A 23,704-nucleotide genomic window follows, 5' to 3' on the forward strand; every position below is an offset into this window, starting at 1 on the left:
TCCTCGACTGGCAGACGCTTACACGGGCCCGGCGATCGTCTCGCCGACCGGCTCCGCGGTCACCCCCTGCACGCCGACGACCTTCCCCGGGTTGAGGATGCCGTGCGGATCGAGCGCCGTCTTGACGGCGTGGTGCAGGGCCAGCACCCCCGGCCCCAGCTCGCGTTCCATGCCGCGCCGTTTGAGCAGTCCGACGCCGTGTTCGCCGGTGACGGTGCCGCCCAGGTCCAGGGCGTCGTCGAGTATCGCCTCGAACGCGCGCTGCGCGCGGGCGCGCGCCGCGTCGTCGCCGGGCGGCGTGATGATCAGGGGGTGCAGATTGCCGTCGCCGGCGTGTGCGATGTTGGCGATCAGCAGGTCATGCGCGGCGGCGGTCCGGTCGATACGGGCCAGCATCTCCGGCACCTTCGCCCGGGGCACGCAGACGTCCTCGGTGAGCACCGGGCCCAGCCGTTCCAGCGCCGGGTAGGCGAGACGGCGGGCGTCGAACAGCGCGTCGGCCTCCTGCTGGTCGGTGGAGACCGCGGCCCAGGTCGCCCCGGCCCCGCGGAAGCAGTCGACCATCAGTTCCGCCTCGGCGTCCCCGGCCGCCCCCGGCGTGTCCAGACGCCCCAGCAGCACCGTGTCGGCCTCGGCGGAGAGCCCCATGTTCTTCCAGGCGTCGACGGCGGCCAGGCAGTGCCGGTCGACGAGTTCCAGCGCCGAGGGCACCACCCCCGCGGCGGCCACCGCGGCCACCGCCTCGCCCGCCGCGACGGCCGAGTCGAAGTGGCCGACCACCGTACGCTCGGCCGGGCGCCGCGCCCGCAGCCGCACCGTCACCTCGGTGATCACCCCGAGGGTCCCCTCCGACCCGACCAGCAGCGAGCACAGGTCGTAACCGGCCACGCCCTTGGCGGTGCGCCGCCCCAGCCGGACGATCTCACCGCCGCCGGTGACCACCTCAAGCCCCAGCACGTAGTCCCGGGTGACGCCGTACTTCACGCAGCACATCCCGCCCGCGTTGGTCGCGACGTTGCCGCCTATCGTCGACCAGGGGGAGCTGGCCGGGTCCGGCGGGTACCACAGCCCGTGCTCGGCGCAGGCCCGGCGCAGATCGTCGTTGACGACGCCGGGCTGCACCACGGCCAGCCGCTCGCCCGCGTCGATCTCCAGCACCCGGTCCATGGCCTCGAAGGACACCACGACGGAGCCGTCCAGCGCGTTCGCGCCGCCGGACAGGCCGGTGCCCGCGCCGCGCGGCACCAGCGGCACCCGGTGCTCCAGGCACCACCGCACCAGGGTGCGCACCTCGGCGGTGGACCGGGGCCGGACCACCGCCAGCGGCTGCCCGTACGGGGCCCACTCCGCGTCGTCGTGCCGGTAGCCGTCCATGCTCTCCGGCGCCGTCAGGACCCGGCCCTCGGGCAGCGCTTCGGCCAGCGCCCGGGCGAGGGCGGGGACGTCGGCCGCGCCGCGTCCGCCGCCGATGGGGTGAGTGTGCTGGTCCATGGGCCGTCCTCCGCTGCTGCGTGCTGCGTGCTGCGTGCTGTGCTGAGCTGTGCGTTTTCATCATCGCCGGGGGCGGCGGCGCGGGACGCAGGGGGGTGGTGAGGGAGCGGGACCTGACCATCACCAGGCGAGGCTCACTCCGCCGCGCCGCCCGTACGGGAGAGTTCGTCCGAGAGTTCCGCGGCGGCGGCGCGTACGGCGTCCGCGATCGTGTCGAGCCGCGCGGCGGTACGGGGGGTGGGGCCGGCCACCGCGAGGCAGGCGACGAGCCGGCCGCCCGCGAACACCCCGGCCGCGGTGGCGCTGACGTCCGGCAGGGTCTCCCCGCGGTTGAAGGCGACGCCCTCGGCGGCGACGGCCGTCAGCTCCTCGCGGACCCGCGCGCGGCGGCCCTCGTCCGGGACGTGGGCCCGCAGGTAGGCGTTGCGGCGCGCCGTGTCACGGTGGGCCAGCACCACCTTGCCGGTACTGGTCGGGTACAGCGGGCGGCGGGTGCGCAGGGGAGCGGAGTAGCGGATCACCTGGCTGGATTCGAGGACCCGCACGTAGACGATCGAGTCGCCGACGGGCTCGCCCAGCATCACCGTCTCGTCGAACTCCCGCCGCAGCCGCTCCATCGCCGGGCGGGCGAGGTCGGCCAGGGCGGGCCGAACGGCCGCTAGCAGTGCGCCGGCAGCCGGGCCGAGCACGTAGCCGCCGCGCCGCTCGGTGAGGTAACCGGTGGCCACGAGCCCCTGGACGAGCCCGTGCACGGAGGATTTCGGGGCGTCCAGTACGGCGCAGAGCGCGGCCAGCCGCACGCCGTCCGAGGCGGCGGCGGTCTCCAGGATGGTGGTCACCCGCGTGACGGTCCGGTGCTCTTTGGGCGTCTGCTCCTTTGCCCCCTCGTCCTTTGCCAACTGGTCCTGTGGTGTCTGTGATGCCTGGTCTCTGGACGCCCGTTCCCTGGCCGCCCGTTCCGTGGGCGTCCCGTCGTGACCTGCCACGTCGCCTCCGTGCTCGTTCGCGCCGCTGCCCGGCCGTCGCTGCCGCGGTCGTCGTCGGGGCCATATTGTCGCAGCCCGCGCGGGCCGGACCCGTGCCTCGGCTCTCTTGACAGGGGTCACAACCGTACCTAGCTTCGTTCCTACTGACGAACTCTCGTTCCTATATACGAACTTCGGGAACGGTACGAGTGAGCGGAGCGGCACATGGATTTCGACCTCACCGAACAGCAGCGGGACATTCAGGCCGGCGTCCGCGACCTGGCCCGGAGCTTCCCGCCCGAGTACTGGGCCGAACGCGACGACCGGGGCGAGTTCCCGTGGAAGTTCTACGACGCCTTCGCCGCCGCCGGCTGGCTGGGCATCGCCGTCCCCGAGGAGTACGGCGGCGGCGGGCTCGGCGTCCTGGACGCGGCGCTGCTCTTGGAGGAGGTGGCGGCGTCCGGCGCCGGCATGAACGGGTGCAGCACGATGCACCTGACGATCTTCGGGCTCAACGTCCTGGCCCGGCACGGCAGCGAGGAGCTGCGCCGCTCGGTGCTGCCGCACGCCGCCACCGGCGAACTGCACGTGTGCTTCGGGGTGACCGAACCGGACGCCGGGACCGACACCACCCGGATCTCCACCGTCGCCCGGCGCGACGGCGACGACTACGTGATCGACGGCCGCAAGATATGGATAACCAAGGCCGGAGACGCGCAGAAGATGATCCTGCTCGCCCGCACGACCCCGCGCGACGAGGCGGCCCGGCCCACGGACGGGCTGTCGGTCTTCCTCGCCGACGTCGACCGCCGGGCCATGGACATCCGGCCGATCCCGAAGATGGGCCGCAACGCCGTGGCCTCCAACGAGATCTTCATCGACGGCCTCCGGGTCCCCGTGTCCGCCCGGATCGGCGAGGAGGGCGAGGGGTTCCGCTATCTGCTGGACGGCCTCAATCCGGAGCGCATCCTCCTCGCCCACGAGGCGCTGGGGCTCGGCCGCGCCGCCCTCGACGCGGCGACCCGCTACGCCAAGGACCGCGTCGTCTTCGACCGCCCCATCGGGCAGAACCAGGGCATCGCCTTCCCGCTCGCCGAGGCGCTCACCCGGCTCGACGCCGCCCGGCTGATGGCCCGTCAGGCGGCCTGGCGTTACGACCAGGGGCTGGCCTGCGGGCGCGAGGCGAACATGGCCAAGTGGCTCTGCGCGGACGCCGGTTTCCAGGCCGCCGACCGGGCGGTGCAGACCCTGGGGGGTATGGGATACGCGCGGGAGTACCACGTCGAGCGCTATTTCCGGGAGGCCCGGCTGCTGCGGCTCGCGCCGGTCAGCCAGGAGATGGTGCTCAACTACGTCGCACAGCATGTGATGGGCCTGCCGCGCTCGTACTGACCGAACTGATCCGCCCTTACGACCCGTTCGCGCGGTGGTCTGTCCGTACAGCCGGTCCGCACGGTTCGTCCGCCGGCCGCGGCCCGGCCGTACGTACTCCTCCCAGCACGCTCGTACGGAACCCACGGAACGTCCGGAATCGCCTCGCCACGCCTCTGGAGGAACCATGCGCGCACTCGACGGCGTCACCATCGTCAGCCTGGAGCAGGCGGTGGCCGCCCCGATCGCCACCCGCCACCTCGCCGACCTCGGGGCCCGTGTCATCAAGATCGAACGGCCCGACGGCGGCGACTTCGCCCGCGGCTACGACGAGGCCGTGCGCGGCATGTCCTCGCACTTCGTCTGGCTCGACCGGGGCAAGGAGTCGGTCGCCCTGGACCTCAAGAGCGCGCCGGGCCGGGAGGCGCTGGGCGCGCTGCTGGCCCACGCCGACGTGTTCGTACAGAACCTCGCCCCCGGCGCCGCCGATCGGCTGGGCTTCGGCTCGGCCGCGCTGCGCGCCGCGCATCCCCGCCTGGTGGTGGTGGAGATGTCCGGGTACGGCAGCAGCGGCCCGCTGCACGCCAAGCGCGCCTACGACCTGCTCGTACAGGGCGAGACGGGGCTGGCCTCGGTGACCGGCACGAAGGACGCGGCGGTGAAGACCGGCATCCCGGTGGCCGACATCGGGGCCGGCCTCTACGCCTTCTCCGCGGTCCTGGCGGCGCTGCTGCGCCGGGAGCGCGGCGGGGGCGGCGCGTGCGTGGAGGTGTCGATGTTCGACGCGATCGCCGAATGGATGGGCCACCCCCTCTACACCACCCTGCACACCGGGGCGCAGCCGCCGCGCGCCGCGCTGGGCCACCCGGCGATCGTCCCCTACGACGCGTATCCGACGGCGGACGGTACGGACGTGCTGATCGGCGTGCAGAACGACCGGCAGTGGCGCAGCCTGGCCGCCGACGTGCTCGGCCGCCCGGACCTGGCGCGCCACCCGGACTACGCCACCAACGTCGCGCGCTGCCGCCACCGCGCGGCCGTGGACGCCCTCATCGGCGAGGTGACCGAGCGGCTGCCGGTGGCGGAGCTGGTGCGGGCGCTCGACGACGCGGGCATCGGCAACGCCCGGGTCAACTCCGTGCACGGGCTGGCCGAGCACCCGCAGCTCGCGGCCCGCGACCGGTGGCGCACGGTGGAGACCCCGGTCGGGCCCGTCGATGCCCTGCTGCCGCCGATCACCTTCACGGACGCGGAGGCGCGGATGGACGCGGTCCCGGCGCTGGGCGAGCACACCGAGGCGGTCCTGGCCGAGTTCGGCATCGACGCGTGACGTATGAGGTGCCATGTGACACGTGAACGGTCATGGGGCGGTGAGGACGATTCCGGTTATGGCGTTGTAAGCGCTTGACGACACCCAGTAGTCACCCTAGGTTGACGGCCGTGGATGAAGTGGACGGAGTGGATGAAGCAGAGGTGAAGCGGCTCGTGGCCGTCGCGGCGTCCGGCGCGATCCGGGAAGGGCTGGCCGCCGTACGCCTGTTGCGCCGGCTCGTCGAGGAGATGGAGGCCCAACAGGTGGACCGGGCCCGCGAACTGGGCTGGGCCTGGGGCGACATCGCCGAACCGCTCGGAGTGTCCCGGCAGTCCGCCCACAAGAAGCACGCCCGGCGTCGGCGCCCGGTACGGCCGTGACCCCGCCGCGCCGCGCTTCCGCCGGGCCGGGCCACGGCCGTACCGGGTCGGCCGCGGGAGAGCGTCCAACGCCTTCCGGCCACCGCTCCCGCGCGTTCGCGCCGCCGCCCCGGCACCTTTCCGCCGCCTCCTACGCCCTCCCACCCGCGCACCATCGGGACTCGACCGGTCGCTGGCACCCTGCGGCCATGCCCAACGCAGGGATCAGACACCACATGGCCGCCCGACTTCTGCGTCCCTTGTGGCGTCCTCTGTGGGAGGGGCTGGTCGCCTTCGGCACGCTGCACGTGACCGGCCAAATGCCCCCGCCCGACCGCTCCACGCGCCGCGCCCTGACCGGCCCGCCCCCGGGCCACCCCGAACGCGTCCGCGCCGACGTGCCGCTGACCGCCGAGGAAAGAGGACTCGCGGGCCGCCTCCCGCCCCTCGTCTGGCCCGAGGGCCGATGAGGTGAAGGCCGTGCGCCCCCGCGCGGGACCAGCGCCTGCGCGGGGGCGCGCATCACCTGCCGGGCGGCACCCGTTCCGTACGGCCCGGCGACAACGCGCGGGGCGTGGCCGACGGCGCCGTACGGTCGAGGGCGGCGGCCCGGCACCGCACCCGGGTCAGCAGGACTGTACGGAGCTGACCTGGTTGGCGATGTCGGCGTTGAGGTCGATGGCCGCGCCGTCCGGGATGAGCTGGATCTGGTTCTGGTAACCCGCGTCGCGGTACAGGCACCAGTTGCCGCCGGAGATGTTCTTCACCGAGTACACGTGGTCATTGAGGTTGCCGGCCACGCCGCCGAGGTCGTAGACGCCGTCCGACAGCGACAGGTGGCTCCCGCCGCCCTGCGTGTCGTGGTAGACGCAGAACTCCGAGGGGTCGCACGGCCACTGGGCCGGGTCCGCGCTCGCCGTGCCCGGTGCCGCGAACAGCGCGGCGGCTCCGGCGAGTGCCGCCGCGACGACGGCGATGCGGCTGCTGCTGCGGTTGTTGCGGATGCTCATGGTGTTTCTTCCCTTCTGATGAGGGAGCCTTTCTCCCCGTTACCGGCGGCGCGCGGATCGTCCCCCGTCGCGCCGCCCGCACAAGCATCGTCACATCGCGGCAGCCGCATGTGAGCCTCAGACGTCTCAGGCCGGTCAGGCATCCGAATCCACGGGCGCCGCCATTCCGCGGCGGGCGCGGCGGGTCGTCGTGCTCCGAGGCGCGCGGCCGTCGAGGGGCGGGCGGGATGCGGCGGAGAGAAAGACGCCGGCGGCCTCCGTGTCGGAGACCGCCGGTCGGTGCGGTGCTTTTGGGCCGGCCCTGGGCGACGGCGGGATGCCGTGCCCGCGCGGCGCGGCCCGGGTGAACCGCGAGGCGGCCGTCAGTTCAGGACTGAGGACGGCTACCGTGGTTGGCGCCGTTCTTGCGGCGGGCCTTCTTCTTGCGGCGTCGCTTCGAGGACATGCCGCCTCCTTTCAGAGTTGGTTTCAGCCAGTTTTCACCCTTTCATATCGATATCCGCCGCGTCGATTCGACGGAACCCGCCGAGCGCCGAGTCCGCCGAGCGCTGAGTCCGCGCGGGTCGCGGACTCCCCGCGAAAAGGTCAGGGCCGCCACACCACCGCGTGGTGCGAACCAGCCAGATAGGTGTAGATCGGGGTGCGGATCGATACCCCCGCGATGGTGCCGCCCGAGTTGACGAACCGCGCCGAGCTGTACGGATCGGAGGGCGCGCTCCCCAGATCGACGCCGGCCCCGTCGGCACCCCAGCGCATGGCGCGCTGGTTCTCGCGGCTCGGATTGCCGCTCCAGGAATGCCCCACGACGGTGCCCGCGTCGTTGACCCCGAACGCGGTGGCGTCGGCGGACCGGCCGACCGGTGGTGTCAGAGCGGTCGCCGTCCCGTCGGGCGCCCAGCGCACGGCGGTCTGCCAGACCGCCCCGTCGAGCCGGCGGGAGCCGGCCATGAGCCCCTGGGGGCTGATCGAGGCGGCCCCGGCGTCCGGCCCCAAGTCCGTTATGGTGCCGTCGTTCTCCCACTTGACGGCGTGCGGCTCGCTCCGGCTCGCCGGGTACGCCTTGAAGGCCTGCCCGATGACGGTGCCCGAGTCGTTGATGCCGAAGGCGTCGCTCGCGTCGTGCTGAGGCCACCGGGCGCGGGCGAGGGCGCCGAGGTCGGTGACGGCGCCGCCGGGACTCCACTTCACCGCGTGGGTGGCCGACAGGCGGCCGTTCCAGGAGTATCCGACGGCCTCGCCGGCGCCGTTCACGGCCGTAGGCACGCTGTAGGCGTCGCCGGGCAGCGCGGGCAGGAGGAGGGGCGTGCCGTCGGGCCGCCACAGCACGCCGTGGCCCTCGTCGGGCGAGACCTCGTCGCCGCTCCAGGACGTGCCCACGACGGCGCCCGCGTCGTTGACGGCGACGGGCCGGGAGAACGTGTCACCGGCCAAGGGGGCGAGCGGCGTGCTGCCGCCGTCGCTGTCCCAGCGCACCGCGTGCCCTTGCCGCGCGGACCGCGCGGTCGCCGCGGGCCAGGAGTACCCCGCGGTCGTACCGGCGTCATTGATCGCGACGGCCCTGCCGTACAGATCGCCGGGGAGGGGCGGCAGGGCGGTGATGGTGTTGTCCGGTTCCCAACGCACCGGCCGATCGCGGTAGTTGGCCGAGTAGATGCCGTCCGAGGGGGTCGAGTACCCCGAGATCGCGCCCTCCTCGTTCAGCCCGGTCGGCTCGCTGTACCAGTCGCCCGGCAGAAACGGCAGCGCCGTGAGCGCCGGGGCGGGCGGCGGATCGGCGACGGCGGCCGGCGCTGACACGATGAGTGCGCCCGTCATGAGCAGGGAAGAGGCGGCGGCGCTGCCGAGCCGCAGGGCGCGGCGCCGTGCCGCGCGCCGTATCCGAAGCGCCGCTGTAGCGCCGGGTCTCGATGAGGCGTCGTCCTGGTCGGCCATGCGTGTGATCACAGTTTCTCCAGGGGGAGTTGGTGAAGGGGAGCTGTGAAGGAGTGGAGCGACCGGGGCGATAGTACGGGCGAAGGGGGCGTTCCGCGCTCTCGCGTACGAGTCGGCACACGGTGAGGTGAAGCCGGCGCGGTCGTCGCCCAGGACGGCTCGACCCGGGCCGCCAAGGGCGTCGAACAGCTCAGGCGCCTCGCCACCGACGAGTACCGCGTGACCTTCAAGGACGCGAACTACTCGCCGTTGAAGCCCCTCACCAGCGTCTCCTCGCTCATCGCCGGAAAGGTCGTCAGCTACAGCAACCGGTAAGGACCCCGACGCCGCGTCTCACGCGTCGGGGCCCCTTTTTCGCGCCGCGAAGACCGCCCGCGAAGGCCCCGCCCATCGCGTCAACGCGACGGGCGGGGGAGTCGGATCAGCAGGTGACGACCTTGCCGTACGAGCCGCGGCCCCAGTGCCACTCCCACTGCTCGCCGTGCTGGTACGTCAGACACCGCGAGTCGGGCCCCCAGTCGATGACGACCTTCAGATGCATCGCCCGGTGGCACCTGTTCGTGACCTTCACGTACTTCTTGTGCTTGATGACGTCCCGCTTGACGCAGGACGGGGCAGTGCCCGCGATCTTGACGGCGGAGGCTCGGGCCGTACCGGCTGCGGCGGCGCTCGCGGCGGTGGGGGTGGCGCTCGCGGCGGGAGCGAGGGCCAGGCCGCTGCCCAGCAGGATCGCGGCCGTCAGGCCGACGGTGGCGCGCTTGCGAAAGTTCACAGTGCGGAATTTCCTTTCTCGGTGATCTCGGTGATCTCGGTGATCTCGGTGATCTCGGTGATCTCGGGGATCGCTGCGGCCGAGGCCGGTCCCGGCGGACCGGCGCAGGCAAGATTCGCCGACGCGCGGCGGCTCCGTGCCGAAACGACTGTCAAGAGACCCGATGGGATGACAGCACCCGGGACGTCAGGGCCGACGGCGGGCCGGGGTCAGTTCGAGGAGCTGGAACTCCACGGTCATGTGCAGTTCGCGCACCTCGGAGCGGAGGGTGCTGAGCCCGAGTCCGTACGTATCGCAGAGCCGCCGCAGACGCTCCTGGTTGCCGACGTCGCTGAAGCCGAGCAGAAGGCGGCCGCCTGGGGTCAGCCGGGCCGGGGCCTCGGCGAGGAAGCGCTCGTGCGCCGCGTATCCGGGGTCGAAGAAGGCGTGGTGGAGCATGGTGTCGAGGGGATAGTCGGCGGGGGGCTCCACATAGTTGGAGTTCCAGAAGACGACGTCGAACGCGGCGTCGGGCGGCAGCGCGGTGAACAGATCGCTGTGCAGAACGGTGAGCCGGTCGGATACGCCGTGCCGGTGCGCGTTGGCGCGGGTGTTCTCCACGGCGGCGGGGTTGATGTCGAGGGCGACGACGGAGCGGCAGCCGTGCAGCGCGGCCCAGACGGCCGTGACTCCGGTGCCGGAGCCCACCTCCAGGAAGGAGCCGCCGGGCGGATAGGGGAGCCAGGTGGTGAACATGGCCGTCACGGGGGTGAATTCGGGGGAGAAGACGCCGGGGTGGACATCCCACTCCGTGCCCAGGGCGGTGAAGGTGTGGGGCGCGCGGATGGGGTGTTCCTGATGGCGGCGCAGCAGTTCCCGGCTGCGCTCCATCCCCGGGTCCCGGTCGTCGTTCACTCGCGGCCACGCTGTTCGCCGTCGGGGCCGTCCGCCTCGACCAGTTCGGTCAGCGTGTCGGCCAGGGCGTCGGCAGGCGCCTCGACGAGCGCTGCGAGCAGCGACTCGGCCGTCTCCTCGGCCGGTGTCCCGCCCGGCTGCCCGGCCGGTCTCTCGACGAGCGCGAGGACGCGCGCCGGACTGCCGGAGCCGCCGACGATGGGCAGTGGCGCCGCGAGCACCATGGAGCCCGTGACGGGCAGCCGGTCGAGGTTGCGGAGCTGGGTGAGCCCGTACTTCCCCGCGCCGAGCAGGTGCCAGTGGCAGGGGAACGGCCGGTCGGCGAAGGTCGCTGCCGCCCCCGCGTCGATGCCGACGGTCTCCACGCCGATGCCCAGCACCGATGTCTCCTCGGCCAGCCAGCGGGCGCACTCGGGGCCGATGCCGGGGCTGTGGCCGTCGTTGAGGTAGCTCCGGCGGTCGGCCGCGCGGGCGTCCCAGCCCGTACGGACGAGCAGCCAGCCGTGCTCGGGCAGCGGGCCGTGCCGTTCGGCCCAGCCGTCGAGGTCTTCGCGGGTGACCAGGTAGTCGGGGTCCGCGGCGGCCTGGGCGCGGAAGTCGAGTACGGCCGCGGGGCCCAGCAGCCGGGCCGGCGGTACCGCCGCGACATCGTCGAGATCGCGGCCGGAGAGCCAGTGGACGGGGGCGTCGAAGTGGGTGCCGGTGTGTTCGGAGAGCCGGATGTTGTTCCAGTAGAACTCCGGCCCGGCCGCGTCGTACCGGCTGATCAGCTCCCTTTCGAACGGTCGGGCCTGCCCCAGTTCGGGAGGCAGCTCGATGACGGGGGTGTGTTCGCTCAGCGGGGTGGTGAGGTCGACCACCTCCACCGCGCCGCTCAGCAGCGCCGATACCAGCTCAGCCAGCAGGGCCATGTTCAGGTCACGCCTTTCCGATGTCGGGTGTCCGCTCGGGTTGCTGAGTCATGCCCGGGATGCCAGGACGGTGCACCCGTGGACCCGATTGGTCGATACATCGGTCAGGGGCGCGGTCGTGGTCACGGTCGGGCCGGGTGCCGGGTGCCGGGTGCCGATGTCGACGCCCGTACCCGTGCCCGTACCCGTGCGGCTGATTGAACGGCGGATTCAGGGGCACGAGCACCTGCATGCCCCGAAGAGGTACGAATGGCGGAAGCAATGCCTTCTCGTGACACAGAACCTCAATGGACCAAATAGAGGTATTTGTACTACTTTGGGTGTGTCAGTGATCCCAACCGTGAGGAGTCTCCCGTGGGTGACAACAGCGCCATGGACAAGATCAAGGGCAAAGCGAAGGAGGCCGTCGGAAACGCCACGGGCAACGACCGTATGAAGTCCGAGGGCAAGACCGACCAGGCCAAGGGGAAGGCCAAGGGCGCGGTCGACGAGGCAAAGGACCGCGCCGATGGAGTGAAGGACTCATTGCGCGGTGAACGCGACGACTCCTGAACGCGGACGAGGGGCGCTGCCGGCCGGCAGCGCCCCTCGCGCTCAAACTCACCAGTGGTAAGGCAATAGCCGCTCTCGCTCAAAAGTTCAAACAGCGGCGTGCTCAGTACTCAGTGTTCCGTGCTCAATCGTCGACGTGCGACGCTCGGTGCTGAATGCTCAATGCTCAATGTCGAATGCTCAATGAGCGGTGCGCGCTCAGCAGCGCTCGGAGACGTAATCCTCCTTGGTGGGCGGGTGGACATCGCGGTCGCGCAGGTTGATGGACAGCTCCTTGCCCCAGGCCTTGCAGGCCGCCGCGTAATCCTTCTTCTCGTACTCGATGGCGAAGACCTTGTTGTCGTAGGCCTTCATGAAGGCCGGGCACTCCTTGTAGTGGGCGCATTCCTCGGCGACGGCGAAGTCGAAGCCGATGTCCTTGCGCTGGTCCAGGAGGTCGGTGGTGTTCTTCTGGGCGACGGCCAGGCCCTTGGCGTGCGCGCGGGTGGCCAGGAGCTTGGCGAAGGCCGCCGTGTCCTCCTTGGTGAGCATGTCCTGGGAGCGCTCGAAGGAATCGAGGTTGTCGAGTTCCACGGCGTCGTAACCGGAAGTCGCGCAGCCGTCGACCCACGGGCCGATGATGTCGAGGAGATCCTTGCGTTTGTCCTCGTCGGAAACGTCCAGGAGCGGTTCCTTCCAGGGCCCGTCCACGACGAGTTCCCCGTCGTCGTTGCGCAGAAGGAGATCGTCATGCTTCTCCTTCCACCATGCGATGTCCTTGGCGTTGGGCTGCGTCTGGAAGGCGTTCACGTAACAGACGTTGTAGAGACCGGGGGCCGGCTTGGCCGTACGGTCGCGCGACACCGCTCGTACGCCGTCCGGGGGCGTGTACGGAGCGCCGATCTGGTAATCGAAGGAGGCATTGGCCTCCGGCAGACGGATTCCGTCCTTGCCTGACTTCACAGTCATGCTCTGCTCGGCGGCCGTCGAAGGCTTTTCCGGCTCGGACTTGGACGCGCCGGAGGAGCAGCCGGTGATGACCGCCATGGACAGGGCTAGGGTTCCGGTGTACCGGATGGTCTTGGAAAGCACACGCTCAGCTTTCCACATTGATCGTCCGGATTCGAACATAACCTGTGTGATTCTGACTTCGTGGCGCCGCCCGTACCGCCCTCGCCGGGTCTCGTCCGCCACGTTCCGCGGTGGTCGCCGGCCGGTGTCGAACTTCCCGGTCATGAGGGGTGGTCGAACGGCGCCGGGGCCGCCCGACGGAGCCCGGGGCGCGGCTGAGCGGGTCCGCGACGCGGCTGCTCAGCGCGCGGAGGGGGCCGATTCCCGCGCCGGGTCCCGCGGCCCGTTCGATTCTGGCCGGGTCCCGCGGCGCGACGTCGGCAGGTCCCGGGACCGTCCGACCGGCGAGCAGAGCAGGATCACACCGGCCAGCGGGATGCCCGCCGTAGTGATCCACATCGCCGCGCGGAGGCCGAGCGCGGTGCCGAGCGCCCCGCCCAGCAGCGCGCCCAGGGGAATCGTCCCGTAATTGAGGAACGCCGTGGTCGCGGTCAGGCGGCCCAGCAACTCGGGCGGGCAGTAGCGCTGCTGGAAACTCGCCTTGATGACGTTGCCGGCCACCACGCCCGCCGAGACGCAGAACCCGCCCGCCACGAAGAACAGGACCCCGGCCCCGTCCGTGGCCAGCGGGATGAGCAGGGCGAAGAGGGCGAGCCCCAGCTCGAACAGGAGCGTCGCACGGGCCGTACCGACACGCTCGGCGACCCGGCGCGCGGCGAAGGCGCCCACGACGCCGCCCGCACCGGCCGCCGCCACGAGCGCACCGACCGAACCGGCGGGCAACCCGACGGTCCGGACCAGAAAGACCACGTTGATCGACTGGTACCCCATGAGCGCCAGATTGGAGGCCGCGCCGAAGAGCGTCAGCGTACGGAGCCAAGGGTCGCCCCCGACCAGCCGCAGCCCCTCCGCCAGCTCACCGGCCAGGGCGCCGCGCCGCCGCTTCCCGTCGGAGGCCGCATTCGACGGCCGGGCGGCGCGCGGCTCCGCGTGCCGGATGCCGGATACACAGACCAGGGACACGAGGAACGTCGCGACATTGGCGAATATCCCGTTGACCGCGCCCGCCCACTGCGCGACGAGACCACCGGAACTGAGCCCGGCGATCTGCGCGGCGGAAGCGCTGCCGTGCAGCTTGGCGTTGCCCTCGGGCTGGTCGGCCGGGTCCAGCAGGGTGGCGAGATAGGCCGTGTAGGCGGTCTGGAAGAACACCGCCGCCGTACCCGTCAGCAGCGCGACGGCCAGCAGCAGGCCGACGCTCAGCAGGCCCGTACCGGCCGCGACCGGAACGGCGGCGAACAGCGCGAGGGAGACCGCGGCGGCGGCCAGCATGATCGGCCGACGCCGCGTCCGGTCCACCCACACGCCGACCGGCAACCCAATGATCAGCCACGGAGCCCAGCTCGCGGCGGTCAGCAAACCCACGTCGAACGTACTGGCGTGGAGCACGGACACGGCGATCAGCGGCATCGTCACCTTGGTGACGGACGCCCCGAACTGGCCGGCGGTCTCGCCGCACCACAGCAGCCGGAAGTCGCGGTGGCGCCGCAGCAGACCGCCGCGCACGACCGCGCTCACGAGTTGCCGTGTTTGTGGCGGGGAAAGGACTGGAGCTGTACGACCACGGGCAGCGCGCCTGGTGCGGGCGGTGCGTCCGGGGCGGGGGTGTGGCGGGCGACGACGGCCATCAGCTCCGCGTTGAGCGCCGCCAGTTGCTCCGGCGTCAGGCGCAGGTCCGGCCAGTCGGCCACGGTGCCGGCGTTCCGCCAGACGTCGTCCCAGTCCTCGCTGATGTAGTTCGTGACGCGGTCGAAGTACTGCTGTACGAGCTCGTGGAGGTAGACGGACAGCGCGCCTCGGGAATCCGGCTTGTCGCGGAAGTCGGCCATGTTCAGCTCGTTCGTGGCGTCGGCCCGCCGCCACCAGCGCTCGCGCTTCGTACCGCGCCCAGTCTCCTCCTCGATGAACCCGTGCTCGGCGAGATGGCGCAAGTGCCAGCTCACGGTCCCGGTGTTCTGCCCGACGCGCTCGGAGAGGCCGGTGGCGGTCGCGGGCCCGTCCAGGCTCAGCAGCTCGAAGATCCGCATCCGTAGCGGGTGGGCGAGCCCCCGCAGGCTGTGGGCGTCGAGGCGCCGGGTGGGCTGGAGGGGGCGCGGCGGACCGTCGTAGGGGGAGACGACGCTGGTGGGGCCGTTGGGGCCCTCGGAGCCTTTGGGGTCCTTGGAGCCCTGGGAGTCCATGGGCTCGTTGGGGCCTTGGGAGGCTGCGGAGTCTTCGGAAGGCATAGCGGGACAGTACGCAATGCAGAGAACTCTCTGCAAAGGGTTATCTGCAAAGTTCCGTCTGCAAGGGGTGATCGGCGGAGGTCTCTGCCGCGCTGCTCTGGAGAGCCCCGCGGTCGGCAGCCCCCTGGAAGGCCGTGCGATAGGCGTGCGGGCTGGTGCCGACGACGCGTTTGAAGCGTTCCCGGAAGGCGGTGGGGGAGCCGAACCCGACCTGCCCGGCGATGCGGTCGACCGCGTGGGCGGTGGTCTCCAACAGGTACTGAGCCTGCCGGATGCGAGTCCGGTGCAGCCATTGCAGGGGAGTGGTGCCGGTCTGTTCCCGGAAGCGGCGGTTGAGGGTGCGGGTGCTCATGCCGGCGTGGGAGGCGATGTCGTCCAAGGTGAGGTCCCGCGCCGTGTTGTCCTCCATCCACCGCAGCAGGGGCTCCAGCAGCGAGCCGCGCGGCGCCGGGGGCTGGTCGTGGACGATGAACTGGGCCTGCCCGCCCTCGCGTTCCAGCGGCATGACGGACAGCCGCGCGGCGTCCGCGGCCACGGTCGAGCCGTGGTCGTTGCGGATGAGGTGCAGGCACAGGTCGAGCCCGGCGGCCGCGCCGGCCGATGTCAGGAACTGGCCGTTGTCGACGTAGAGAACGTCCGGGTCGACCTCGATGCCGGGGTGCCGCGCGGCCAGGGCCGGGGCGGCGGCCCAGTGCGTGGTCGCCCGGAGGCCGTCCAGCAGCCCGGTGGCGGCGAGTACGAACGCCCCGACGCAGATGGAGGCGATGCGTGTACCGCGGGCGGCGGCGTCCCGGAGCGCGTCCAGGACGTCGTCCGGTACCGGATCGGTCGGGTTGGCGCTGCCCGGCAGGATGATCGTGTCGGCGTCGGCCAGCGCGTCGAGCCCCCACGGCGGCCGCAGCGTGAACGCTCCGGCGTCGACGCTCGCCGCGTTCCCGCAGACCCGGACCCGATAGGCGGACCGGCCGTCGGGCAGCCGCGTGCGGGAGAAGACCTCGATCGGGGTGGAGAGGTCGAAGGGGATGACCTGGTCCAGGGCGAGTACGGCCACAGTATGCATGGCCACACCGTACGTAGGGGTGCCATTCCCGCCAAGGCTATTGAGAAGGAAGAAATACACATCACGGCAGGTCAACGCGTTGGCGAGAATCTGTTGGGTTCTGGCAATCCAGCCTGTGTCCATCGTGCCGGGCGGTGGCTAGCGTCGGTGCGGTGCCGTGCCGTCGCGGTGCCGGCGGCGAGGCCGTCGGCGTCGCCTTGGAGCATGAAGCGCGAAGCCTGAGGCACGAAGCATGAAGCATGAAGCTTGAAGGATGAAGAGGGACTGATTCGCTTGTTCGCGCAGAACGTGTTGTCCGACGGGCTCGATCCGTTGGATGTCGCCGTGCCGTTCGGGGTGCCGGTTATGGTGCCGTTCGGGATGGCAGGGGCGGAGCCGGGCGGTGTCCGGGCCGGCTCAGGAGCGCCGGAGGCGGCCGGCTCGTGACGAAGCTGCTGCTCTCCATTCACGTACTCGCCGCGATCGTGGCGATCGGGCCGGTGACCGTCGCGGCCAGCATGTTCCCCGCCGTCCTCCGCCGGGCGCAGGCCGAGCCGGGGGCCGCGCAGCATGTCACCACCTTGCGGCTCCTGCACCGCATCAGCAGGATCTACGCCGCCGTGGGGATCGTCATCCCGGTCTTCGGAGTGGCGACCGCGAAAAGCCTCGGCGTGCTGGGGGACGCGTGGCTGATCGTCTCGATCGTGCTGACCGCGGTCGCCGCGGGTGTGCTGATGCTGCTGGTCCTGCCCCGCCAGGAAAGCGTCCTCGCCGACTTCGCTACGCCCGAGGGCGACGCGCCGCGTGCGGCCGAGACGGGTGAGTCCGCCTCATTCAAGGCACCCGGGCCGCCTGCTGATGCCGCGGTGCCATCTGCTGATGCCGGGGCGGCGGCCGTAGCCCCCGACCGCCGCCTGAGCGGACGACTGGCCATGTATACGGGCATGTTCAACCTTTTGTGGGCCACGGTGACGGTCCTGATGATCATCCGCCCCGGCTCCACGACAGGAGCATGAGACGTGCGACCCACCTGGCAGCCCCTGCCGATCGCGGCCCGAGCCGAACTCACCTCCCTGATCCTCATGCTGCTCAACCTCGTGACGGTGCACTGGCCGGCGGTGTCTTCCGTGATGGGGCCCTTGCACGGATGCTCCTACCTCTTCGTCATCATCGCCACCGCCCGCCACCCCCAGAGCGCCGGCCGACTGACGGCGCTCGCCCTGATCCCCGGCATCGGCGGCCTCTTGGTCACACGACAACTCGACCGCCCGCGGCCGGTGGCACCGGAGCCCGTCGACAACAACCAGACCTGACTGGGGCTGCGCCGCCTCCCGCCCCTCCCGCTTCCACGGTCGGAACTCTGGCGGTTGCCCGTTGACGAATCGGAATCGCGTTCCGTATAGTAATCGGAACGACGATCCGGTTTCGGGTATCCGAGATCGGTCGGTCGCTCCTGGCTGCCTCGTGGGCCGCCGGTTGGCTGCGGTCAGCCGGAGGTGGGGGCGGTTGACGTTGATGTTGAGGGAAACTGAATGGAAGTGCGCACCATGACCGAATCGATCAACCGCGCCGACGCCGCGAGTGCCCCCGTGCCTGTCCTCTCGGTCAGTCCCGTGGCGCTGTCGGCACCGGACCGAGCGGTGGACTTGGAGATGCGGGTTTCCGCGCCTATGACGGGGGACGGTCTGCCGGTCATTCTCCTGTCGCATGGGCAGGGGCATTCGAACCACCTCTCCTCGCTTAATGGCTACGCGCCCCTCGTCAACTACTGGGCCGCGCACGGCTTTGTCGTGATTCAGCCGACTCACCTGAGTTCGGCGACGCTGAGCCTGGACCCCGCCACCCCCGGGGCTCCTTTGTACTGGCGCTCGCGGGCCGAGGATATGAAGCGCGTGCTCGACCGGCTGGACGAGGTCGAGGCCGCTGTCCCGCAGCTTCGCGGGCGGCTCGACCGGGGGAGGGTCGCCGTGGCGGGGCACTCGATGGGCGGGCACACCGCGAGTCTGCTGCTGGGCGCCCGGCTCACCGATCCGGACGACGGGAGCGAAGTGAACCTGTTCGAGCCCCGGATCAAGGCGGGCATCCTGCTGGCGACGACCGGCAGGGGCGGCGACGCCCTCACCGAGGCCGTGGCCGAGAGCTTCCCGTTCCTCCTGACCACGGACTTCTCCGAGATGACGACGCCCACCCTCGTGGTCGCCGGCGACAAGGACGACTCGGCCCACCTGACGGTCAACGGCCCGGACTGGCACGCCGACCCGTACGTCCTGGCCCCCGCGCCCAAGGCGCTGCTCACCCTCTTCGGCGGGGAGCACGGCCTCGGCGGCGTCTCCGGCTACGACGTCGCCGAGACCACGGACGAGAGCCCCGAGCGTGTGGCCGCGGTCCAGCGGCTCACCAGCGCGTACCTCCGTACCGCGCTCTACCCCGGCGACTCCGCGCGGAAGGCGGCGTGGGACGAACTGGCCGCAGAGGCCCACCCGTTCGGCCGGATAGAAACCAAGTAAGCCGCCGGGCGCCGTCCTCAGTCGCCCGCCTGGTTCCCCGCCCACACCGCCGGGGTCCGGTCCGCCCACGGGCTCGCCTGCTCCAGTTGTCCGGCGAGCCGGAAGAGCAGCCCCTCACGTCCGTAATCGGCGGCGAACTGCATGCCGATCGGAAGCCCCGTTCCGGCGTCGGTCATCACCGGGACGGACGCGGCGGGCGTGCCCGCGAAGTTGAACGCCATGGTGAACGGCGAGCGGTCGTTGAGGCGGTCGATCCAGCCGTGGCCGTCGAGCGCTTCGGCCCCCTCGCCGTACGTTCCGAGGTGCGGGGGAAGTTCCGGCAGGGTCGGGGTGAGCAGGAGGTCGTACGACTCGAAGTGGCGTGCCAGGGCGCGGGCGACCCGGTTGCGCATCGCGAGAGCGGTGACGAATTCGGTGCCGCTGACGCGCTGCCCGTAGCGGTAGCCGGCCAGGGTCTCCGGCTCCAGGGTCGAGGAGTCGATGGGCCGGCCGAACGCGGCGGCCAGCTCGTCGATCGAGGCCGCGAGGTTCACCGTCATCAGCCGGGCGGCGGCAAGGACGAACTCCTCCCAGCCGGCGCCGAGTTCCACCTTGGCCTCCTCGACCCGGTGGCCGAGGGATTCGAGCAGGCGCACGGTACGGCCGAGGGCCTCGGCCACCGGCGCGGCGGTACGGCGCCCGCCCCACGCCTGGGGGAGGACACCGATCCGCAGCACACCCGGGGCGCGGGAGACCTCCTGCGTATAGGGCCGGTACGGCTCCGGGGCGACGTAGGGGTCGCCCGGCTCCGGGCCGCGGATCTGGTCGAGCAGCGCGGCGCTGTCGCGAACGGTGCGGCTGACGCCGTTCTGTACGGCCAGAGCGCTGAATATGTCGTCGGCCCCGGGGCCCATGGAGACCCGGCCACGGGACGGCTTCAGACCGAACAGGCCGTTGTAGGCGGCCGGGATGCGGAGGGAGCCCGCGGCGTCGGTGGCATGGGCGATCGGGACCACTCCGGCGGCGACCGCCGCGCCGGCGCCCCCGCTGGATCCGCCGGCGGTCCGCTCCGGGTCCCACGGGTTGCGCGTCGACCCGTACAGCACGGGTTCCGTCGTGATGCTGTACGCCATCTCCGGCGTCGTGGTCCGCCCGAACGTGACGAGACCGGCGCGGCGCAAGCGCCGCATCAGAAAGGAGTCCTCGCCGGCGACGTGGCCGACGGCCAGGCGGCTGCCCAGTTCCAGCCGCCGCCCGGCCATGGTGACCCCGAGATCCTTGATCAGGAAGGGGACCCCGGCCAGGGGCGCGCTGCCCGGGGTGGGCTCGTCGTCGGTCGGCCAGGTCTCCACGATGGCGTTGAGACGCGGGTCGACCGCCTGTGCGGCCTCGCGTGCGACGTCTTCCAGTTCGGCGGGGGACACCTCGCCGCTCGCCACCAGTTCCGCCAGCCCGACCGCGTCGAAGCGTACGTATTCGGCAACTTTCACTGTCACTCCTCAGGAGAGATGGATACCGCCTAGTCCTGAACGATACCAAGCGGTATCGCTCGGGACGGACTGGTACCGTAGCAGGGATCGAAGGTTCAGCAACCCCAGCCGGTCGACCGGCACACGACCCACCGGACAGACGGAGCAGCCATGGAAACGACCGCGAGAAGGCCGAGCAGAGTGGCGAAACTGCCACCGCGTGAGCGCATCCTCGATGCCGCGGAAGAGCTCTTCCAGAGCGAGGGCATCCGGCGGGTCGGCGTCCAGGCGATCGCCGAAAAGGCCGAGACCACCAAGATGGCGATCTACCGGCACTTCGACACCAAGGACGCACTGGTGGCGGAATGGCTGCGGATCGTCGCCGCCGACTACCAAGCCGCCTTCGACCGGGTCGAGGCCGAATTCCCTGACGAGCCGAGGGAGCAGATCCTGGGCCTCGCCCGGTTCATCGCCGAGGGCCTACCGGCGATCTCGCACCGGGGCTGCCCCTTCATCAACTCCCTCGCCGAGCTTCCCGACCGCTCCCACCCCGCCCGCCAGGTGATCGAGCAGCACAAGGCCCACCAGGCCCGCCGCCTGACCGCCATGTGCACCGCGGCCGGCCTCCCCGACCCGGAGCAGGCCACAGCCGAGATCACCTTCCTACTCGAAGGGGCCCAGGTCAGCACGCAGAACGGCAGCATCGCTCACCCCGGCGACCACCTCATGAACATCGTGCGCGCAACCCTCGACCGCCACCAGCCCACCCCTGCCACTCCTGGAACGCCCTCTGGTCGACCACCTCGCGGCTGAGCTCAGCTGACCGTTTCCGACGAGCCCAGCCACTTCCCGAGGACGGAGAAGTCGTGGGGTGTTATGCCGAGGCGGGGGTCCACGCGGTGCAGGAGGGCAGGCCCGGGGCTGTGGTGCTCGATCCAGGTGCGGTCGTGGTCGGTGATCTCGTCGTCGACCCAGGCGAACGGGCGTCCGGCCGCCCAGCTCAGGAGGGTGCGGGTCTTCCAGTGGAGACCGTCGCGCCCGTCTTCGGCGGTGGGCTCGGGCCAGGCCACCACGGGCAGGTCCGGCAGGCCGAGCCATGGGGCGATGACCGCGTTGGCGTCGGACATCCAGGTGGTGGCCCACACCAGCTCGCACGGCAACGCCATCAGCCGTGGGCCGTGCGCCGGGTCGACCCTGGTGATCAGCGGATGCGCCTCGGCTTCGCGTGGTACGCGGTGCGCCGCCTCGTAGGTCGGGTAGCCGTTCGGAAACAGTTGCCGTGTCGCCCCGAAGGGGATGAGAGGGCCGTCGATGTCGAGAAAGAGCAGGGGGAGGGGAGAGTCGGGCACGACAGAACGTTAGCCGCCGTCAGGCGCACACCGAGCGCCGAGCACCGGCCGGCGAGCGCCGAAGGCCGAGCGGTGAAGGCCCAGCGGTGAAGGCGCGGTCGGCCTGCTCGCGGCCTACGGGCGTCGCGTCGGGACCGGCTGGAGTGCGGGCCAGCGGGTGAGGAGGTGGCGGCGCATGGTGGCGGTGAGAGCGCTGGTGCGGGAGAGGGCGGGGTGGGCGGTGGTGAGACGGCTGACGACGGCGAGACGGTGGGCCAGGCGTTGGCGGGCCGTGGCGGTGCCCCACGCCCAGTCCTGGTGGGGGAGCCGGGCGAGATGGTCGGTACCGTCGCGGTGGGCGCGTTCGACGAGGGCGTCGCCGCGGAGCAGCCAGCCGGCGCACGCGTCGGCGAGGTCGCCTTCGGGCTCGGAGCCAGTGGCCGCGCGCCAGGCCGTACGGTACGCGTGCTCCGCGCGGCGCAGCAGCGGCGCGGGGGCCGAAGTAACGCACCAGCAGGTCGGGAAGCCGACATGGAGATAGGCCAGTTCCATCAGACCGTTACCCAGAGAGGCCTGCTCGAAGTCGATGAATTTGATGCCCGCGGCGGTGTGCAGGTCGTTTCCGGGACACGGGTCCCCGTGCAGCAGAGCGGTGTGGCCGGGTGCCTGGCCGAGGCGGGACACGAGGTCGTGGAGTTCCCCCGAAGCCCCAGGCGGTACGGGGGCCTTCAAGGTTTCGGCCAGGGCCAGAAAGGCATCGGCGTCGGCCTGGCTCGGGCCCTGCCAGCGGGGGAGCGCCCCCGCGTCCTCGGGCCGGGCCGTGGCGTGCAGCCGTGCCAGCGCGGTCGCGTAACCGACGATCCAGTCCTCGGGCGGTCGCTGGTGCGCCAGGTCTTCCAGTACGAGCATCCGCTCGCCGGCGTCCGTGGCCAGCAGGGCGGGCGCCACGGGGGCCTCGGCGCGGGAAGCGAGGCGCAGAGCGGCGACCTCACGCGCGTACCGCTCATCCGCGCCCGGCCCCTCGACGAGCTGCTTCACCACTACCGATCCCCTGGAAGCCCCCGGCGTCCCCAGCGTCCGGGAGGCCCCCGAAGCCCTCGACGTACCTGACGCTCCCGACATCTCGCGCGCCTCCGACTCGCCCGGCGGTCGCGACAGTTCGACGCGCCACACCCGCGAGCGAGGGCTGCTCTCCAGCCGTCGGGAACGCTTCGGCACCCCCAACCCGGCCTCCAACTCGGCCCGCAACACGTCCCCGAACACCAGCCGCGCTCTCATGACGGATCATCCTTCCACGCCCCACCCCCGCCGCGAACAGGGCGACCAAGGACGGGAATTGGCGGGGCGAGGCGGCCGTACCGGCGGCGGATTCTCCGCTTCCCCGCGCACATGACGTCGCGCCAGCCGCAGAAGACCAGCGGACGACCAGGCGTTGAACAGCCCATGCACTCCCTGTGGTCCCTACAACCGCAGCCGTCACCACGGGTGTCGAAGCAAGTGCCGGAACCCACCGGCACCCGACGACACCAGCGGAGTTCCCGTGAATACGCGCATACCGCTCGCCCGGCTGACGACCGCCGCCGCCCTCGCCCTGGCCACCACGGCCATCGGCGTGCCGGCTACCCACGCGGCCGGCACACCCGAGCCGCCGGACCCCTTCAAGGTCACCCTGACCAGCAGCGCCGCGGCCACCGACTTCACGCACCGCACCGTCGACCTCACCGGGACGGTGACCCGCGCCGACGGCACCCCCGCCGCGGGCGTACCGGTCCAGCTCAGCCAGAACGTCACGTTCGAGACCTGGAACCCGTGGGGCGACCCCATCGACCCGACCGAACGGGAAAGCCGCGGCCTGGGCACCCTCCGCACCGACGCCGAGGGACGGTTCGCGCTCTCGGGCGTGCCGGCGGACCGCTGGGAGAAGGAGGACAGCAAGTTCCCGTCCCCCAGCCATGAGGTGGAATTCCGGGCGGCGTACGACCCCGGCGACCCTGACGACGGCCACTTCTTCTTCGCCGACACCTCCGTGACCGTTCAGCCCGTCGCCAGCACCCTCAGCTACAAGGTCGACAAGACCAAGGTGCACCCCGGCGACACCCTCACCGTCACCGGAAAGGTCGCCTGGCCCGCCGGGCACGGGCCGGTCAAGGGCACCCGCGTGCTGCTGCGCACGTACTACGAGACCGAGTTCAACGCGCAGACCACCGCTGACGCGAACGGCAACTTCACCGTCCGCGCCAAGATCCGCAAAGATGACCACGACTTCGTGCTCTTCTCCGCGCCCAAGGACTACTACATCGCGGGAGCGACGAAGGAACTCCCGGTCAAGAACGTCCCCCGCTGACGCGGCCATCGCCGCCTCCCGACCGGAACGCCCAGCCGAAATGCCTGGCCGAAATGCCCAGCCGAAACGCCCGGCCGCAATGCCTGGCCGAAACGCCCCCTATGGGGCGGCCCCGGTAGCCCATCACTGGCACC

Annotated in this window: 26 protein-coding genes and 1 pseudogene; 11 read left to right on the forward strand and 16 right to left on the reverse strand. The window is 71.4% G+C overall.

All coding sequences use genetic code 11. The annotated features are described in order from the left end of the window. Positions 1–18 precede the first annotated feature (18 nt). Both IF55_RS04435 and IF55_RS04440 read right to left on the reverse strand, forming a co-directional pair. Positions 19–1,374: an FAD-binding oxidoreductase gene (locus IF55_RS04435; RefSeq protein WP_245661059.1), complete on the reverse strand. Its 1,356-nt coding sequence runs from the start codon at positions 1,372–1,374 to the stop codon at positions 19–21. A 251-nt stretch (positions 1,375–1,625) separates the two neighbouring features. Further along, positions 1,626–2,477, reverse strand: coding sequence for an IclR family transcriptional regulator (locus IF55_RS04440; protein ID WP_245661052.1), 852 nt, complete (start codon positions 2,475–2,477; stop codon positions 1,626–1,628). 204 nt (positions 2,478–2,681) lie between these two features. Here IF55_RS04440 and IF55_RS04445 point away from each other — a divergent pair, with 204 nt between their 5' ends. From IF55_RS04445 to IF55_RS04460, 4 genes are all read left to right on the forward strand, one after another. Beyond that, positions 2,682–3,848 (forward strand): acyl-CoA dehydrogenase family protein, encoded by a 1,167-nt coding sequence (locus tag IF55_RS04445; RefSeq protein WP_030874165.1) that lies wholly within the window; start codon positions 2,682–2,684, stop codon positions 3,846–3,848. Positions 3,849–4,014: 166 nt separating this feature from the next. Continuing rightward, positions 4,015–5,157 carry a CaiB/BaiF CoA transferase family protein gene (locus IF55_RS04450; protein WP_030874163.1) on the forward strand — a complete coding sequence of 381 codons (1,143 nt, stop codon included), beginning with the start codon at positions 4,015–4,017 and terminating at the stop codon, positions 5,155–5,157. A 110-nt stretch (positions 5,158–5,267) separates the two neighbouring features. Continuing rightward, positions 5,268–5,519: a hypothetical protein gene (locus IF55_RS04455; protein WP_425428513.1), complete on the forward strand. Its 252-nt coding sequence runs from the start codon at positions 5,268–5,270 to the stop codon at positions 5,517–5,519. A 188-nt stretch (positions 5,520–5,707) separates the two neighbouring features. Beyond that, on the forward strand, positions 5,708–5,968 hold the full coding sequence (locus IF55_RS04460; protein WP_157854227.1) for a DUF6059 family protein: 261 nt from the start codon (positions 5,708–5,710) through the stop codon (positions 5,966–5,968). 156 nt (positions 5,969–6,124) lie between these two features. Here the strand turns inward: IF55_RS04460 and IF55_RS04465 are convergent, their stop codons facing one another. The 7 genes and pseudogenes from IF55_RS04465 to IF55_RS04485 form a co-directional block, all read right to left on the reverse strand. Next, the gene (locus IF55_RS04465) at positions 6,125–6,508 is read right to left on the reverse strand and encodes a peptidase inhibitor family I36 protein (protein ID WP_030874158.1); all 384 of its coding nucleotides are present in this window, start codon (positions 6,506–6,508) and stop codon (positions 6,125–6,127) included. Positions 6,509–6,875: 367 nt separating this feature from the next. Next, entirely contained in the window at positions 6,876–6,953 is a 78-nt protein-coding gene (locus IF55_RS41415) for a 50S ribosomal protein bL37 (protein WP_370443954.1), read from the reverse strand. Positions 6,954–7,093: 140 nt separating this feature from the next. Next, positions 7,094–8,452: a hypothetical protein gene (locus tag IF55_RS04470; protein ID WP_048831516.1), complete on the reverse strand. Its 1,359-nt coding sequence runs from the start codon at positions 8,450–8,452 to the stop codon at positions 7,094–7,096. A 409-nt stretch (positions 8,453–8,861) separates the two neighbouring features. Next, on the reverse strand, positions 8,862–9,212 hold the full coding sequence (locus IF55_RS04475; protein WP_030874154.1) for a hypothetical protein: 351 nt from the start codon (positions 9,210–9,212) through the stop codon (positions 8,862–8,864). Then, complete coding sequence (locus tag IF55_RS39675) at positions 9,209–9,367, reverse strand: hypothetical protein (protein WP_169767183.1); 159 nt, start codon at positions 9,365–9,367, stop codon at positions 9,209–9,211. Before IF55_RS39675 ends, IF55_RS04475 begins: the two co-directional genes overlap by 4 nt. 31 nt (positions 9,368–9,398) lie before the next feature. Further along, positions 9,399–10,082, reverse strand: coding sequence for a methyltransferase (locus IF55_RS04480; RefSeq protein WP_030874151.1), 684 nt, complete (start codon positions 10,080–10,082; stop codon positions 9,399–9,401). A gap of 173 nt (positions 10,083–10,255) precedes the next feature. Beyond that, a pseudogene (locus tag IF55_RS04485) lies at positions 10,256–11,017 on the reverse strand (cyclase family protein); the annotation flags it as partial. Between the two features lie 372 nt (positions 11,018–11,389). Here IF55_RS04485 and IF55_RS04490 point away from each other — a divergent pair. Further along, positions 11,390–11,569, forward strand: a complete 180-nt coding sequence (locus tag IF55_RS04490; protein WP_398244540.1) for a CsbD family protein — start codon at positions 11,390–11,392, stop codon at positions 11,567–11,569. A gap of 198 nt (positions 11,570–11,767) precedes the next feature. Here IF55_RS04490 and IF55_RS04495 read toward each other — a convergent pair whose 3' ends face one another. From IF55_RS04495 to IF55_RS04510, 4 genes are all read right to left on the reverse strand, one after another. After that, complete coding sequence (locus IF55_RS04495) at positions 11,768–12,640, reverse strand: endo alpha-1,4 polygalactosaminidase (protein WP_037962303.1); 873 nt, start codon at positions 12,638–12,640, stop codon at positions 11,768–11,770. A 219-nt stretch (positions 12,641–12,859) separates the two neighbouring features. Continuing rightward, positions 12,860–14,197, reverse strand: coding sequence for an MFS transporter (locus IF55_RS04500; RefSeq protein WP_030874143.1), 1,338 nt, complete (start codon positions 14,195–14,197; stop codon positions 12,860–12,862). Next, positions 14,194–14,706, reverse strand: a complete 513-nt coding sequence (locus IF55_RS04505; protein ID WP_398244542.1) for a helix-turn-helix domain-containing protein — start codon at positions 14,704–14,706, stop codon at positions 14,194–14,196. Before IF55_RS04505 ends, IF55_RS04500 begins: the two co-directional genes overlap by 4 nt. Positions 14,707–14,944: 238 nt before the next feature. After that, complete coding sequence (locus IF55_RS04510; RefSeq protein WP_048831552.1) at positions 14,945–15,964, reverse strand: GlxA family transcriptional regulator; 1,020 nt, start codon at positions 15,962–15,964, stop codon at positions 14,945–14,947. 246 nt (positions 15,965–16,210) lie between these two features. Between IF55_RS04510 and IF55_RS04515 the strand changes: the two genes are divergently transcribed. The 4 genes from IF55_RS04515 to IF55_RS04530 all read left to right on the forward strand — a co-directional run bounded on the left by IF55_RS04515 (position 16,211) and on the right by IF55_RS04530 (position 18,450). Then, the gene (locus tag IF55_RS04515; protein WP_030874137.1) at positions 16,211–16,390 is read left to right on the forward strand and encodes a hypothetical protein; all 180 of its coding nucleotides are present in this window, start codon (positions 16,211–16,213) and stop codon (positions 16,388–16,390) included. After that, on the forward strand, positions 16,387–16,959 hold the full coding sequence (locus IF55_RS04520) for a hypothetical protein (protein WP_030874135.1): 573 nt from the start codon (positions 16,387–16,389) through the stop codon (positions 16,957–16,959). Before IF55_RS04515 ends, IF55_RS04520 begins: the two co-directional genes overlap by 4 nt. Positions 16,960–16,962: 3 nt before the next feature. Further along, positions 16,963–17,256, forward strand: a complete 294-nt coding sequence (locus tag IF55_RS04525; RefSeq protein ID WP_030874132.1) for a hypothetical protein — start codon at positions 16,963–16,965, stop codon at positions 17,254–17,256. 234 nt (positions 17,257–17,490) lie between these two features. Next, positions 17,491–18,450, forward strand: a complete 960-nt coding sequence (locus IF55_RS04530; protein WP_030874130.1) for an alpha/beta hydrolase family protein — start codon at positions 17,491–17,493, stop codon at positions 18,448–18,450. Positions 18,451–18,467: 17 nt separating this feature from the next. Here the strand turns inward: IF55_RS04530 and IF55_RS04535 are convergent, their stop codons facing one another. Next, positions 18,468–19,919 carry an amidase gene (locus IF55_RS04535; RefSeq protein ID WP_030874129.1) on the reverse strand — a complete coding sequence of 484 codons (1,452 nt, stop codon included), beginning with the start codon at positions 19,917–19,919 and terminating at the stop codon, positions 18,468–18,470. Between the two features lie 150 nt (positions 19,920–20,069). Here IF55_RS04535 and IF55_RS04540 point away from each other — a divergent pair, with 150 nt between their 5' ends. Beyond that, the gene (locus tag IF55_RS04540) at positions 20,070–20,711 is read left to right on the forward strand and encodes a TetR/AcrR family transcriptional regulator (protein WP_048831519.1); all 642 of its coding nucleotides are present in this window, start codon (positions 20,070–20,072) and stop codon (positions 20,709–20,711) included. Positions 20,712–20,713: 2 nt separating this feature from the next. Here the strand turns inward: IF55_RS04540 and IF55_RS04545 are convergent, their stop codons facing one another. After that, positions 20,714–21,247, reverse strand: a complete 534-nt coding sequence (locus tag IF55_RS04545; protein WP_030874124.1) for an HAD domain-containing protein — start codon at positions 21,245–21,247, stop codon at positions 20,714–20,716. A 114-nt stretch (positions 21,248–21,361) separates the two neighbouring features. Next, on the reverse strand, positions 21,362–22,504 hold the full coding sequence (locus tag IF55_RS04550; RefSeq protein ID WP_030874122.1) for a phosphotransferase family protein: 1,143 nt from the start codon (positions 22,502–22,504) through the stop codon (positions 21,362–21,364). A 262-nt stretch (positions 22,505–22,766) separates the two neighbouring features. On the opposite strand from IF55_RS04550, the gene IF55_RS04555 reads away from it, so the two are divergent. Further along, positions 22,767–23,570 carry a hypothetical protein gene (locus IF55_RS04555; RefSeq protein WP_030874119.1) on the forward strand — a complete coding sequence of 268 codons (804 nt, stop codon included), beginning with the start codon at positions 22,767–22,769 and terminating at the stop codon, positions 23,568–23,570. Positions 23,571–23,704: the final 134 nt, after the last annotated feature.

The organism is Streptomyces varsoviensis (assembly GCF_000718635.1).
In the GTDB taxonomy this organism is placed as follows: Bacteria; Actinomycetota; Actinomycetes; order Streptomycetales; family Streptomycetaceae; genus Streptomyces; species Streptomyces varsoviensis.